Origin of the sequence: Streptomyces sp. HUAS CB01, from assembly GCF_030406905.1 — a bacterium.
Lineage (GTDB): Bacteria > Actinomycetota > Actinomycetes > Streptomycetales > Streptomycetaceae > Streptomyces > Streptomyces chengbuensis.
Map to the genome: position 1 here is coordinate 3,413,660 of NZ_CP129137.1, position 13,618 is coordinate 3,427,277.

At 69.6% G+C, this 13,618-nt stretch carries 12 protein-coding genes and 1 pseudogene; 10 read left to right on the forward strand and 3 right to left on the reverse strand.

What is annotated here, in order from left to right; genetic code table 11:
• Window positions 1-358: 358 nt before the first annotated feature.
• Window positions 359-2,968: a bifunctional FO biosynthesis protein CofGH gene (locus tag QRN89_RS15025; RefSeq protein ID WP_290349905.1), complete on the reverse strand. Its 2,610-nt coding sequence runs from the start codon at window positions 2,966-2,968 to the stop codon at window positions 359-361.
• A gap of 583 nt (window positions 2,969-3,551) precedes the next feature.
• Between QRN89_RS15025 and QRN89_RS15030 the strand changes: the two genes are divergently transcribed.
• The 5 genes and pseudogenes from QRN89_RS15030 to QRN89_RS15050 all read left to right on the forward strand — a co-directional run.
• Window positions 3,552-4,085 (forward strand): SseB family protein, encoded by a 534-nt coding sequence (locus QRN89_RS15030; RefSeq protein ID WP_390701482.1) that lies wholly within the window; start codon window positions 3,552-3,554, stop codon window positions 4,083-4,085.
• The gene (locus QRN89_RS15035) at window positions 4,066-4,713 is read left to right on the forward strand and encodes a hypothetical protein (RefSeq protein WP_290349907.1); all 648 of its coding nucleotides are present in this window, start codon (window positions 4,066-4,068) and stop codon (window positions 4,711-4,713) included. The genes QRN89_RS15030 and QRN89_RS15035 overlap by 20 nt, the downstream gene beginning before the upstream one ends.
• Entirely contained in the window at window positions 4,713-9,368 is a 4,656-nt protein-coding gene (locus QRN89_RS15040; protein WP_290349908.1) for a putative T7SS-secreted protein, read from the forward strand. Before QRN89_RS15035 ends, QRN89_RS15040 begins: the two co-directional genes overlap by 1 nt.
• Window positions 9,365-9,850, forward strand: coding sequence for a hypothetical protein (locus QRN89_RS15045; RefSeq protein ID WP_290349909.1), 486 nt, complete (start codon window positions 9,365-9,367; stop codon window positions 9,848-9,850). Before QRN89_RS15040 ends, QRN89_RS15045 begins: the two co-directional genes overlap by 4 nt.
• 166 nt (window positions 9,851-10,016) lie before the next feature.
• Window positions 10,017-10,321: pseudogene (locus tag QRN89_RS15050) on the forward strand (RHS repeat-associated core domain-containing protein); the annotation flags it as partial.
• Window positions 10,322-10,463: 142 nt separating this feature from the next.
• Here the strand turns inward: QRN89_RS15050 and QRN89_RS15055 are convergent.
• A complete protein-coding gene (locus QRN89_RS15055; protein WP_290349910.1) occupies window positions 10,464-10,799 on the reverse strand; it encodes a hypothetical protein in 336 nt (111 codons plus the stop codon).
• A gap of 140 nt (window positions 10,800-10,939) precedes the next feature.
• Here QRN89_RS15055 and QRN89_RS15060 point away from each other — a divergent pair, with 140 nt between their 5' ends.
• Window positions 10,940-11,197 (forward strand): hypothetical protein, encoded by a 258-nt coding sequence (locus QRN89_RS15060; RefSeq protein ID WP_290349911.1) that lies wholly within the window; start codon window positions 10,940-10,942, stop codon window positions 11,195-11,197.
• Window positions 11,197-11,511 carry a Uma2 family endonuclease gene (locus QRN89_RS15065; protein WP_290353715.1) on the forward strand — a complete coding sequence of 105 codons (315 nt, stop codon included), beginning with the start codon at window positions 11,197-11,199 and terminating at the stop codon, window positions 11,509-11,511. Before QRN89_RS15060 ends, QRN89_RS15065 begins: the two co-directional genes overlap by 1 nt.
• Here QRN89_RS15065 and QRN89_RS15070 read toward each other — a convergent pair.
• On the reverse strand, window positions 11,502-11,981 hold the full coding sequence (locus QRN89_RS15070; RefSeq protein ID WP_290349912.1) for an ATP-binding protein: 480 nt from the start codon (window positions 11,979-11,981) through the stop codon (window positions 11,502-11,504). The two genes, QRN89_RS15065 and QRN89_RS15070, sit on opposite strands and share 10 nt — an antisense overlap.
• A 137-nt stretch (window positions 11,982-12,118) precedes the next feature.
• Between QRN89_RS15070 and QRN89_RS15075 the strand changes: the two genes are divergently transcribed.
• Genes QRN89_RS15075 through QRN89_RS15085 form a run of 3 tightly spaced genes read left to right on the forward strand, consistent with a single transcriptional unit; the run spans window position 12,119 to window position 13,600 of the window.
• Entirely contained in the window at window positions 12,119-12,988 is an 870-nt protein-coding gene (locus QRN89_RS15075) for a helix-turn-helix domain-containing protein (protein WP_290349913.1), read from the forward strand.
• On the forward strand, window positions 12,985-13,182 hold the full coding sequence (locus tag QRN89_RS15080) for a DUF397 domain-containing protein (protein ID WP_093657669.1): 198 nt from the start codon (window positions 12,985-12,987) through the stop codon (window positions 13,180-13,182). Before QRN89_RS15075 ends, QRN89_RS15080 begins: the two co-directional genes overlap by 4 nt.
• 37 nt (window positions 13,183-13,219) lie before the next feature.
• Entirely contained in the window at window positions 13,220-13,600 is a 381-nt protein-coding gene (locus QRN89_RS15085; RefSeq protein WP_290349914.1) for an ASCH domain-containing protein, read from the forward strand.
• Window positions 13,601-13,618 lie beyond the last annotated feature (18 nt).

Here is a 13,618-nt window from a genome sequence, read left to right on the forward strand (position 1 = left end):
CGGCGGGGCGATGGGCGGCGTGAGCCGTGGCATCGAGAGTGCCGTGGTGGGCGCGCGCCGTCGCGGACACGGAGGCGCGCCCGGTCGTGGCCGTGACGGCCGGGGCCGCACGGGCCGCGGGACACCGGCCGGACACCGGAGGGCGGATGCGGGACCTCGGTGCCGGAGGGCGGAGCCGGGCCTCGGGCTCCGGAGCACGGGGGCCGGGCCTTGGTTGCCGGGCTCCCGTGCCGGGCCTCGGATGCCGGAGCGCGTGTCCGGGTGGCGTGACTCAGATCACGGGACCTCGACCGGTGCCGAACTCGGCAGCCACCACGGACGGACCCGCATCCGGCACCGGGAGGACCCGCCGCTCCTGTCAGCCCTGTTCCAGCACCGGCAGCAGCGCCGGGAGGTGGCCGTCGGAGTCCGCCGCGGCGCGCTGCCGCTCCGCCGGGACCTCGCCGTACAGCGTCGTACGGGGCCTCGACGGGCGCCCGGCCGCCTCGGCGATGGCGGTCAGGTCGCGGACGGAGCGGTACGAGCCGTAACTCGACCCGGCCATCCGGGAGATGGTCTCCTCCATCAGCGTGCCGCCGAGGTCGTTCGCGCCGGAGCGCAGCATCTCCGCGGCGCCGTCCGCTCCGAGTTTCACCCAGCTGGTCTGGATGTTGGGGATGTGCGGGTGGAGCAGCAGCCTGGCCATCGCCGTGACGGCGCGGTTGTCGCGGGTCGTGGGGCCGGGGCGGGCGATGCCGGCGAGATAGACGGGGGCGTTGGTGTGGATGAAGGGCAGTGTCACGAACTCGGTGAACCCGCCCGTCTCCTGCTGGATGCGGGACAGGGTGCGGAAGTGGCCCAGCCAGTGCCGGGGCTGGTCGACGTGCCCGTACATCATCGTCGACGACGAGCGGATGCCCAGTTCGTGGGCGGTGGTGACGACCTCGATCCAGGTGGCGGTGGGCAGCTTGCCCTTCGTCAGTACCCAGCGCACCTCGTCGTCGAGGATCTCCGCGGCCGTCCCGGGGATGGAGTCCAGCCCGGCCTCCTTGGCCGCGGTCAGCCACTCGCGGATCGACATGCCCGTGCGTGTGGCGCCGTTGACGACCTCCATGGGCGAGAAGGCGTGCACGTGCATGCCGGGGACGCGCTGCTTCACGGCCCGGGCGATGTCGAAGTACGCGGTGCCGGGCAGGTCGGGGTGGATACCGCCCTGCATGCACACCTCCACCGCGCCGACGTCCCAGGCCTGCTGGGCGCGGTCGGCGACCTGGTCCAGCGACAGGGTGTACGCGTCGGCGTCGGTGCGGCGCTGGGCGAAGGCGCAGAAGCGGCAGCCGGTGTAGCAGACGTTGGTGAAGTTGATGTTGCGGGTGACGATGTACGTGACGTCGTCGCCGACGACGTCACGGCGCAGGTCGTCGGCGATCGAGCAGAGCGCGTCCAGCGCGGGACCGTCGGCGTGGAGCAGCGCGAGGGCCTCGTCGTCGGTGAGCTTCGTCGGATCGTCCGCCGCCGTGGCCAGGGCGTGCCGTACGTCGGTGTCGATCCGCGACGGGACCATGCCGGGCGCCGCGGCCTCGCGCAGGGCGCCCCAGTCCCCGTACACCTCGTCGAAGTCGTCCCGGCGGTCGGCGGTCCTGCCGTCGGTGTCGATGGTGCGGTGCAGATCGGTCCGCCCGCTCGCGACGAAGCCCTCGTCGGGCTCCTGCCAGGGCAGACCGGCGGGCAGCGCGCCCTCGTTCGCGAGACCGGTCTCGGGGTCGGCGAGGGCCCGTACGTGCGGGAGCAGCCGGGGGTCCAGCCAGGGTTCGCCACGCCGGACGAACTCCGGGTACACGGCGAGCCGTTCGCGCAGCCGGAAGCCCTCGGCCGCGGACCGCTCGGCCAGCAGGTCGATCTGGGGCCACGGCCGCTCGGGGTTGACGTGGTCGGGCGTCAGCGGCGACACCCCGCCCCAGTCGTCGATGCCGGCGGCGATGAGGCGTCCGTACTCCTCGTCCACGAGGTTCGGGGGCGCCTGGAGGCAGCCGGAGGGTCCCATGATGTGCCGGGCGACGGCGATGGTGGCGACGAGGTCGTCCAGTTCGGCGTCCGGCATGCCGCGCATCGCCGTGTCGGGCTTGGCGCGGAAGTTCTGGATGATCAGTTCCTGGATGCCGTGGTAGGCGCGCGAGACCCGGCGCAGCGCGAACAGCGAGTCCGCGCGCTCCTCGTACGTCTCACCGATCCCGATCAGCAGCCCGCTGGTGAACGGGACGGAGCTGCGCCCGGCGTCCTCCAGCACCCGCAGCCGCACCGCCGGCTCCTTGTCGGGCGATCCGTGGTGCGGGCCGCCGGGCTCGGACCAGAGACGGGTGGCGGTGGTCTCCAGCATCATGCCCATCGAGGGGGCGACGGGCTTGAGCCGCTGGAAGTCCGTCCAGGTCAGCACGCCCGGGTTCAGGTGGGGAAGGAGTCCCGTCTCCTCCAGGATGCGGATCGCCATGGCGCGTACGTAGGCGATGGTGTCGTCGTACCCCTCCGCCTCCAGCCACTCGCGCGCCTCCGGCCAGCGGTCCTCCGGCTTGTCGCCGAGGGTGATGAGGGCTTCCTTGCATCCCAGTTCGGCCCCGCGCCGCGCGATGTCCAGCACCTCGTCGGGCGACATGAACATCCCGTGGCCGGCGCGACGGAGCTTGCCGGGGACGGTGGCGAAGGTGCAGTAGTGGCACTTGTCCCGGCACAGTCTCGTGAGCGGGACGAACACGCTCTTCGAGTACGTGATGACGCCGGGCCGCCCCGCCGCCTCCAGCCCGGCGTCCCGCACACGCGCCGCGGACGCGCACAGGTCCTCCAGGTCCGCGCCCCGCGCCTGCAGCAGGACGGCGGCCTCGCCGGTGTCGAGCGCGACCCCGTCCCGCGCCCGCCTGAGGGCACGGCGCATGGCGTTGGCGGTCGGACGCCCCGCCTGGTCTCCGACCCGGTCTCCGGCCTGGTGATCCGTCATGCAGCGAGCATACGAGCGCGGACGGACAGCGGGACGGGGGGTGGGGGCGTATGCGCCGAAAACGGTCGGTGAGAGGGGGTGCGCGGGAGCGCGGGCCGAGAACTCGCGGGCGGGGCGGACGCACCATCCGGGGACGCGGAGGTACGGGGCGCGGGCTCCGGCGGGGGCGGGGTCCCGGTGATCGGCGGTCGAGCACCCGGCACCGGGGTCCGAGGTGCACGCCTCGGTACGGAGGAGGAGTACGCGTGTCTCGCGTTCGTGTCGACGGGACCTGGGCGGGAACGCCGATGTGCGAGGAAGCCGTCGCGAGACCACTCGACTGCCGCCCTCGACGCGTTCGCGCCGTGATCCCAGCCGCCGGAGGAGATCCTGGAGCCGGCCGACGGCAGTGACCCGGCAGCCCGGCCCTCGCGCGGAGCCGGCTCCCTCTCCCGCAGGAGAGGCCGCCCGAACACGACCCAATCGCCCTGTTTTGAGGCGCAATTACGCGTTGCATTCGGGAACGGCCCCATGACAGCATTCCGCCGTGAGTGACAACGGGGATGACACTTCGCGGACCGATCGGGCCTCAAAACTGGCCGACTTGGCCGACTGGACCGCACCCGCACCGCCGGCCGGCGACTCCATCGACCACACTGCGCCCGAAGTGCCGGAAACACCGGGTTCGGGGGCGGCGGGCACTACGGCGGGCGTGACCGCCGGCGACGCGGCCGACGGAGAACTGGCTGCGGCGAGGCGGGAGTTTGCGCGGTTGCTCGGGGAATTCCGGCGCACCGCCGTACTCGTACCGTTCGACGAGCACGACAGTCCGTGGACCGCCGATCTGAACGGCGTCCGCTGGATCTGCGCCTTCTCGAACGAGGAGGCCCTGGCGCGCTTCGCCCTGGCGCGGGGAGAGACGCGTCGCGAGTGGAAGTACCGGAGGATCCTCGGCGCCCGTCTGCTGGACGTGATGGTGCCCCTGCTGCCGGGACCGGGCGGTGTGGCCCTGGACGCGGGCAGCGACGACGGCATGCTGTTCCCGCCGGTCAGGGGCATCGTGCCCGACGCGGTGGCGGTCGATCTCGGGGAGACGGGGAACGGAACGGGGGAACGGAATGACCGGGCAGGATCCTGATCTCAAGGCGCCGCCCGAGGCGCTCGCCGCCATCGTGAAGGGCATCGACCTCGCCCATTCCGAGCTCAAGGACCTCGGCATGATCGGCGAGGCGACCGCGGGGCGCGGCTTCTCGGAGCTGTCCCTGTCGGGCGTTGAGCTCGGACACGGCGGCCTCGCGGACGGGTTCCGCACCTTCTGCGAGCGATGGGAGTGGGGCGTCCGGGCGCTGACGCTGAAGGGGAACGGGTTCGCGCAGGCGGTCGGTCTGTCCGCAGGGTCGTTCGCCGAGCAGGAGCAGTACGTCAAGGACTCGATCAAGATCGGCGTGAACTCGCTCAACGGCAACCCGCACCTCAGCGAGGACGAGGTCAAGGGCAAGAGCTGGGACGAGATCAGCACCCAGTCCGCGATGGACGCCCCCGACTGGAGCGCCGAGTCCTTCTCCGAGGCGCACCAGGAGGTCAAGCAGACCTGGAAGAACACCGGTTACGACGTGATGGACGCGCAGATGGACTCCTTCGAGCGCCAGGGGCTCATCGACCCGAAGCTGCGTGAGGCGACGGACGCCGAGCTGCGCGAGACGCTGGATCCGTCGCAGGAGACGATCGCGCAGGCCGAGGAGCCGCGTTGGGGGGAGCGCCGCTGATGGTGGATCTGGGCGATCTGGGGAAGGCCCTCGACAAGGGCATCGACGTCGTCGACAGCGGCATCGACAAGGCCAAGGAGAAGGTCGGCGAGGGAGTCGACTGGACGACCGACCGGATCGGCGAGGGCCTGGAGAAGGTCGGTGCGGACGACTGGGCGGACAGCGTCGAGGACTGGGGCGACGAGACCGCCTCCTCGCTCGGCGCCGACGTGGGTGAGCAGCAGCTCGGGCAGACCGAGGAGGCCAACGAGCTCATCCACGGGAACCCGGAGGCGATCACCTCCACGGTGAAGAACCTCCGCGACTTCCAGAAGGCGTTCGACCTCGTCGGCGGCGGGATGAAGAGGCTCGACTCGGCCCACTGGAAGGGCGAGGCGGCGGACACCTTCCGCAAGAAGATCCAGACGCTGCCGACGGACTGGCTGCACGCCGCCGACGCCTTCGAGGCCGCGGCGAAGGCGCTGGAGACCTATGCGAAGGCGGTCACCTCCGCCCAGGGCAAGGCGCGAGAGGCCATCGCCCTCTACAAGGAGGGCGACGCGGACTCCAGAACGGCGGCCGACGCCTACAACAAGAAGGTCGACGCCTACAACGCCGCCCGCAACAGCGACAGTCCCCCGCCCCGGCCCGGCCCGTTCACCGACCCCGGCAAGGCGAAGCGGCAGCGGGCGCAGGAGATCCTGAAGGAGGCCCGCCGGCACCGCAACGAGGCCGCGGACACCGCGAAGACGGCGGTCACGGCGGCCATGGCCCATGCTCCGGAGGAGCCAACGGGCCGCGACAAGGTCAAGCTCGAGCTGGCGGACTACAGCCTGGCCCAGGGCGTGGAGATGACCCATCTGACCGGTGGCGTCGTCAAGGGGGCGGCCGGCCTCGTCAACTTCGTCCGCTCGGTCAACCCGCTCGATCCGTACAACCTGACGCACCCGGCCGAGTACTACAAGGGTCTCAACACGACCCTCGCCGGGCTCGTCTCCACCGCCGCGAACCCCGACCGCGCGCTGAAGAACGCCTGGGACGCGGCGAAGGGCGATCCGTCGGAGTTCCTGGGGCGCCTCATCCCGGAGATCGTCGGCAGCAAGGGCGCCGGGCTGGTCCGGGGCGGGATCAGGGCCGGGATGAAGGGCGTTCCCGACAGCCCGTCGAAGGTCCGCGACGGGCACACCAAGGACCCCGACGGCAAGGGCAAGCAGTGCAGTGAGACCAAGTGCGACGGGGACCCGGTCGACATCGCGAGCGGCCGCGTCCTGCTGCCGCAGACCGACATCGCCCTCCCCGGCTCGCTGCCGCTGGTGTTCCGGCGCACCTTCGACTCGTCGTACCGGGCGGGCCGCTGGTTCGGCCCGACGTGGTCCAGCACCGTGGACCAGCGTCTGGAGATCGACTCCGAGGGCGTCGTCCTCGCGTGCGACGAAGGCAGCCTGCTCGCCTACCCGCATCCCGCGCCGGGCGTCCCGGTGCTGCCCACGCACGGCAGGCGCTGGCCCCTGGCACGTACGGACGGCGGTTACACGGTCACCGACCCGGACACCGGCCGGGTGTGGCACTTCACCGACCACACCGACGAACTGGCCCTCCTGGCACAGCTCGACGACCGCAACGGCCGCTGGATCAGCTTCGACCACGACGAGTCCGGCGCACCGACGTCGATCGTGCACCACGGCGGCTACCACCTGAAGCTCACGACGGACGAGGGCAGGGTCACCGCCCTGCACCTCGCGGGCGCGGCCGCCGACGGCTCGGACCAGGAGATCCTCCGGTACGGCTACACGGACGGCCATCTGACCGAGGTCGTCAACTCCACCGGCCTGCCGGTGCGGTACGGGTACGACGACCTCGGCCGCATGACGTCGTGGACCGACACCAACGGCAGCCACTACGACTACGTCTACGACGGGCTCGACCGGTGCGTGTACCAGTCCGGCACGAACGGCCACGTCGAGTCCCACTTCACCTGGGACGACACGGACCCGGACACCGGCCTGCGCACGACCTCGATGACCGACGGCCTCGGCCACACCAAGCGCCATGTGATCAACGAACGCCAGCAGGTCGTCGCCGAGATCGACGCGAACGGCGCCGTCACCCGCTTCGAGTACGACCCGTTCAACCGGCTCCTCGCCACCGCCGACCCGCTCGGCCACGTCACGAGCACCTCGTACGACGAGGCCGGGCGGCCGGTGACCGTGCGGCGTCCGGACGGCCGGGAACTCTCGGTCGAGTACGACGCCCTGGGACTGCCGGTACGCGTCCGGGGCGCCGACGGGACGGTGGTGCGCCGGACGTACGACGAACGCGGCAACCGCATCTCCGCGACGGACGCCGCGGGCGCGACGACGCACTTCACGTACGACGGAGCGGGCCATCCGACGTCGGTCACGGACGCCCTGGGACACACCACGCGCGTGCGCTGCGACCGTGCCGGGCTTCCGCTGGAGATCACCGACCCGCTGGGTGCGACGACACGCTGCGAACGGGACCCCTTCGGCCGGCCGATCGCGATCACGGACCCGCTCGGCGCGGTGACGCGGCTGGAATGGACGGTCGAGGGCAAGCTCGCGCGACGCGTCGAGGCGGACGGCAGCGTGCAGTCGTGGACGTACGACGGCGAGGGCAACTGCACCACCCACACCGATGCGATGGGCGGTGTCACCACCTTCGAGTACACGGACTTCGACCTCCTCGTGGCACGGACGGGGCCGGACGGGGTGCGGTACGAGTTCACCCACGACTCCAATCTGCGTCTGACCCGGGTGACCAACCCCCAGGGCCTGACCTGGGACTACGAATACGACCCCGCCGGCCTGCTGAAGTCCGAGACCGACTTCGACGACCGGACCCTCGCGTACGAGTACGACGCGGCCGGCCGCCTGGCGTCCCGCAGCAACGGCATCGGCCAGCGCGTGCGGTTCACTCGCAACGCGCTCGGCCAGGTCGTCCGCAAGGACGCCGAGGGATCCGTCACCACGTACGCGTACGACGTCTTCGACGAACTCGCGGTGGCGGCGGGCCCGGACGCGACGCTGACGCGGCTGCGCGACCGCTACGGCCGGCTGAGGTCGGAGTCGGTGGACGGCCGCGAGACGACGTTCGCGTACGACGTCCTGGGCAGGCGGACCGGGAGGACGACCCCCGGTGGCGCGGTCAGCTCCTGGTCGTACGACGCCGCCGGGCACCGCGCGGAACTGACGACCTCGGGACGCACGATCGGCTTCGACCGTGACGCGGCGGGCCAGGAACTCGCCCGCCGCATCGGCGGCACGGTCACGCTCCACCACGCCTTCGACGTGATGGGCCGGCTCACGGACCAGCACGTCACGGGCGCGAGCGGCAGCCTCCAGCGGCGCGGCTACTCCTACCGCGCGGACGGCCACCTCGTCGGCATCGACGACCGGCTCTCCGGCACGAGGACGTTCGACCTGGACGCCGACGGACGCGTCACCGCGGTCCACGCCGCGAACTGGACCGAGCGCTACGCCTACGACGCGGCGGGCAACCAGACCGACGCGTCCTGGCCCGCCACGCACCCCGGCCAGGAGGCAACGGGCTCCCGCGCCTACACGGGCACCCGCATCACCCGCGCCGGCAACGTCCGCTACGAGCACGACGCGCAGGGCCGCATCGTGCTGCGCCAGAAGACCCGCCTGTCACGCAAGCCGGACACCTGGCGCTACGCGTGGGACGCGGAGGACCGGCTCACATCCGTGACCACACCGGACGGAACGGTGTGGCGCTACCACTACGACGCGCTGGGCCGCCGCATCGCGAAGCAGCGCCTCGGTGACGACGGCGTCACGGTGGTCGAACGGGTGTCGTTCACCTGGGACGGCGCGACGCTGTGCGAACAGACGACGGAGTCCGTGGACCTGCCCCGTCCGGTGTCCCTGACCTGGGACCACGACGGCCTCCGCCCGCTGGCCCAGACGGAACGCATCCTCCCGGCGGACGGGCAAGAAGCTTCGCAGGCGTCCCAGGAGGCGATCGACGAGCGCTTCTTCGCCATCGTCACGGACCTGGTGGGCACCCCGAGCGAACTCATCGACGAGTCGGGCGAACTGGCCTGGCACACGCGCAGCACGCTGTGGGGCACGACGACCTGGGCGAGGTCGAGCACGGCGTACACGCCGCTGCGCTTCCCGGGGCAGTACTTCGACCCGGAGACGGGGCTGCACTACAACTTCCACCGGCACTACGACCCTGAAACGGGACGGTACGTCAGCTCCGACCCTCTCGGGCTCGAACCCGCACCAAGTCCGGCCATGTACGTGGCCAACCCCCTCACTTGGTCCGATCCTCTCGGCCTGAAACCCTGCAAGATTCGCGTTTCCCCTGTGGCCTCCGACTGGGCGACGAAAGGAGCACACATCCACATTCCGTTGAAGAAAAAGCCAGGGCTCGAAGACGAAGTTCGAATCTATGTCGACGATAGTGGAACCATCGTCGGAGAGCCGATCAGGCTCGAGACGGGATGGGCGTCCGATAAGAGCGTCAAGGCAGCCGTCGATGCCGTCAACAGTGACCCTAAATTGCGCGATGACCTCCTAGCCAAGGCCAAGTCCGCACAAGAGCATATGCTCGATCACAACTGGGGAAACAAAAAGAACCGCTCTGCGGAAATGCAAGCGCTGATCGAAAAGCTGGAGAACTGGCCGTGAACGCTCTTCAAGTAATTTCCTCGTTTATCGCATCAGGGCGACTGCACGGGGTAGGGATCGGTTCGACACTCACCCAGGTAGACGAGGCAATCCACTCCGACTTCATCGACGTCATTGACGAAGAGGGTCTCTCACTGCGCAGGGACTACGGCTTTGTAGAGTTCTACTTCAACCCGGGCCCCGACTGGGTCGTGACGGGAGGCTCGCTAGAGCTGCACAAACTAGCCAGGAACCACAGCTTGTCCGGACGGTGGCGAGAGGACATGCACGTCGATTTTCCCCAGTACGTCACATGGGATGAGCTGAACGAGGCGCTTTCCTGCCTGCAAGACCCTCTGGAAGATCCGAAGGTTACTGATCAAGGCGACTTCATGGAGTATCGCTTCGTTTCGACCAAGGTATCCGTGCTGGTTTCAAACGACCACGAAGAGCGTGACGATTGGGTTGGGCACGGCGACGTGTGGAGTGTCAGCCTGGGGTGACGGGGGCCTGGCGTGAAGGCCGGTCCAGACTCGCCCATAGGATGTCTCACGGCGAGGGCCGCAAGATGATCGCGGGTCTCACGGGGAACGTGAATCGCCGGTTACGCCGTGAGGCGCCTATGGCCGGCGAGGACATCGGAAGGTCCTCGCCCCTTCGCAGGCCTCGCAGGAGGCGATCGACGAGCGCTTCTTCGCCATCATCACCGACCTGGTGGGCACCCCGAGCGAACTCATCGACGAGTCGGGCGAACTGGCCTGGCACACGCGCAGCACGCTGTGGGGCACGACGACATGGGCGAGGTCGAGCACGGCGTACACGCCGCTGCGCTTCCGGGGCAGTACTTCGACCCGGAGACGGGGCTGCACTACAACTTCCACCGGCACTACGACCCTGAGACTGCTCGTTACACGACTGTCGACCCACTCGGCCTGTCACCATGCATTCCGCCGAAAACGGTGATCAACACACCGGAGGTCGTCGCCCCGAAGCCCCTGAAGCCGCACCAAGTAATGAGCGAGTGGGAGAATTTCCTCGGGGATTGCGTCACGTGAGGACCCTACAAGTCGGCATGGGCGAGCTCGCATTGGAACTCGATGACGCATTCCGGCACATTTACGGACGGGTAGCAGCAGGAGGGCCGCCGAAGCCGTCGGGGAAATGGCGCAAAGCCGCGTCGCCCCGTGCGGCTCGAACCTTGTCCGCCGCGATCTTGCAAATGTTGCCGAGGATGTCCGGCGCCTGGTCGAACTCGTCGTCGGTCATGTCCGCCCCCATGTTCCGGCGCGCGGCGTCGCGATCGGTGCGGAGTCGTTCGGCCATCTGCGCCCGCGTCAGCTCACGCTCCGCAAGCTGCTGGACGAGTTGCCCGAGGGCGAGACCGCGTTCGGCAGCGAGGGCCGCAAGATGATCGCGGGTCTCACGGGGAACGTGAATCGTCGTCGACGCCATGAGGCAACTATGGCCGACGAGGACGCCGGAAGGGCCTCGGCCCTCGCCTCGCGCCCCGAGCGGAACCGGGCGAATCCACCCGCCCCCACGCTCCGCGGCTACCCTGAGCCAGGCACCCCTTGCAGGACACCGTGAGCGGCATGAGCCCTGAGCAGATCCGGCGCATGCAGGAGGTGGCCCGGCACCTCTCCAAGTACGCGGAGCACCTGGAGAAGGGCTGGAGGGTGGAAACCACGGACGGCGAGGTGAAGCTCGTCATGATGAGCCTCGATCTGCCCCACACCACCAATGTCGACGCCTTCCGCGAGCAGATCAGGGCGCAGACTCCGGGCATCTCCGCGGTCAACGACACCGACAGACGGATCCCGTCACCGGTCTGGAGAAGGTTCCCGCCCTGATCGCGCTCCCGACCGAGGACGTCGACCCGCAGGCCGAGTCCGTCAATCCGCGCGCGGTGCTCCTCGTGGTCGAGATCGTCTCGAAGAGCAACCCCAAGAACGACCTCGTCACCAAACTGGATGACTATCCGCGGATGGGCGTACCGCTGTACGTCGTGGTGGACCCCCGCAACGGCTCCATCGCCGTCCACTCCGAGCCCAAGGACGGACCCGAAGGGCTCAGGTACCGGTGCTCCGTGCCCTACGGGTTCGGCGAAGTCGTGCCGGCCGGGCGGTGGACGTTCGACACGTCGGCGCTCGTCCGCTACCGGTGACGGGCGCGCGAGGCGCCGGCGGACGCGTCGCCGCTGTCCACGCCTCGAACCGGACCGGGCAGCTCGGCCCAGACCGTCTTGCCCACAGAGCGGTCCGTCGCGCCCCAGTCCGTGGCGAGCGCGGACACGACGAGAAGGCCGCGGCCCGCCTCGGCGTCGGTGGGTGGGGGTGTCGCGGGAGGGAGCGGGGCACGTTCGCATCGGGTGTCGGAGACCTCGATACGGAGGGCGGCCCCCGTGAGCCGCAGACGCAGTTCGAAGTCGCGGCCGGGGACGCGGCCGTGGGTGACCGCGTTCGCTGCGAGTTCGGCGACGATCAGGGCGGCGGAGTCGGAGAGTTCGCTGCCGTACGGGATGCCCCAGTCGTCGAGGCAGTGGAGGGCCAAGCGCCGGGCGAGGCGGGCGCCACGGCGGGTGGTGCTGAGGCGTTGGGTGAACTCGACCGTGGGGGAAGCGGTTTCGGCTTTCATGTCACTGAGCGTGGTTGGTCGTGGATACCCTGACCAGGACTTGCGACACGACGGAGCGTAGCCGTACGAGTACGGCCGGAGCGCTGTACGGGTCGTGGACCGTGACCACTGCGGCAGGTGTGAGGGCGGTACGGGGTATGGCGGACGCGGAACGCGAGGAACGGCCGGAACGGCCCGCCGAGGAGGACGGGACGGCGCTGCTCTTCAACTCACTCGGCAAGCAGATCAAGGTGTTGCGTGAGGCGGCCGGACTCAGCCAGAAAGAGCTGGGGGCCGCCACGCATTGCGGCGAGGCGCTGGTCTCTTCGATGGAGCGCGGGGTACGGACGCCCCAGCCGGCCTTTCTGCGGCTGGCGGACGAGGTGTTGGGGGCGCGCGGTGTGCTGAACGCGGCGATCCCGGACGTGGAGAAGGCGCTCGCGAAGGCGCGGACGCGGCATCCGGACTGGTTCCGGGACTACGCGAAGGCCGAGGCGGAGGCCCTCGCGGTGCACGACTACAGCAATCAGGCAGTGCCCGGTCTTCTCCAGACTGAGGGGTACGCGCGGGCCGTGTTCACCCAACGGCGACCCCTGCTCGACGAGCGGACCATCGAGAAGCGTGTGGCCGACCGGCTCGCTCGCCAGCAGATCTTCGAGCGCTGGCCCGCGCCGACGTTCAGCTTCGTGGTGGAGGAGTCCGTACTCCAGCGCCCCATCGGCGGGGCGACCGTTCACGAGCACCAGTTGCGTCGGTTGCTCCACATCGGTCGGCTGCGGACCGTCGAGCTCCAGGTGATGACCACCGATCGCGAGGAACATCCCAGCATGGGTGGCGCGTTCATCCTGCTGACGCCCAAGGGACTGCGACAGGTGGCGTACACGGAAATCTACGGGCATTCCCGCCTGATCACCGACCATGAGGAAGTCAGCGTCTTCACGGAACGCTATGGGATCATCCGAGCGCAAGCCCTCACACCCCGCGAGTCACTGGCCCTGATCGAGAAGAAGCTGGGAGAACGCCGATGAGCAGCGAGCAGATCCGCTGGTTCAAAAGCAGCTACAGCGACGGGGAAGGAGGCGCCTGCGTCGAGGTCGCCGCCTGCCCCTCCACCGTCCACGTCCGCGACTCCAAGAACCCCGCCGGCCCTCAGTTGGCCTGTGCCCCCGCCTCCTGGGCCTCGTTCGTCTCCTACGCTCAAGGACACATCACGCAGGGCTGAGAAGAGGGCTGGGGCCATGTGGCCACGAGTGAACGGCATGCGAGCGCTGGAGCTCGGCACGGCCGGTGAGCTGCGGGAGAGGCTGAACGCCCTCGTTCTGGCGGGGAGAAAGACCGCCACGACCGGCCTGCTCTCCGAGTACGTCGAGGAGACGGAAGGGCTGGAGTTCACCGGCGAGCGTCTCGCCCTCCTCGACAGCGATGGCGACTGCGTCGCCACGGTCGAGATCACCGGCGTGGAGCTGACCACGTTCGGCGACATCACCTGGGAGCATGCCTCGGCCGAAGGTGAGGGCGACCGTTCGCTCGATGAGTGGCGCGCCGGTCACCGCCGATTCTGGGACTCCGTCGGCACACCCGTGGACGACCGCACAGCCCTCGTGTGCCTGGCCTTCCGGCTCGTCGCGCCTGCGCAGTAGGACGATCTCTTGGTTGGT

Coding starts and splice junctions, on each gene's coding strand:
- QRN89_RS15025 (WP_290349905.1), bottom strand. CDS start 2,968: ATGACGGATCACCAGGCCGGAGACCGGGTCGGAGACCAGGCGGGGCGT.
- QRN89_RS15035 (WP_290349907.1), top strand. CDS start 4,066: ATGACCGGGCAGGATCCTGATCTCAAGGCGCCGCCCGAGGCGCTCGCC.
- QRN89_RS15040 (WP_290349908.1), top strand. CDS start 4,713: ATGGTGGATCTGGGCGATCTGGGGAAGGCCCTCGACAAGGGCATCGAC.
- QRN89_RS15055 (WP_290349910.1), bottom strand. CDS start 10,799: ATGGCGTCGACGACGATTCACGTTCCCCGTGAGACCCGCGATCATCTT.
- QRN89_RS15060 (WP_290349911.1), top strand. CDS start 10,940: ATGAGCCCTGAGCAGATCCGGCGCATGCAGGAGGTGGCCCGGCACCTC.
- QRN89_RS15070 (WP_290349912.1), bottom strand. CDS start 11,981: ATGAAAGCCGAAACCGCTTCCCCCACGGTCGAGTTCACCCAACGCCTC.
- QRN89_RS15075 (WP_290349913.1), top strand. CDS start 12,119: ATGGCGGACGCGGAACGCGAGGAACGGCCGGAACGGCCCGCCGAGGAG.
- QRN89_RS15080 (WP_093657669.1), top strand. CDS start 12,985: ATGAGCAGCGAGCAGATCCGCTGGTTCAAAAGCAGCTACAGCGACGGG.
- QRN89_RS15085 (WP_290349914.1), top strand. CDS start 13,220: ATGCGAGCGCTGGAGCTCGGCACGGCCGGTGAGCTGCGGGAGAGGCTG.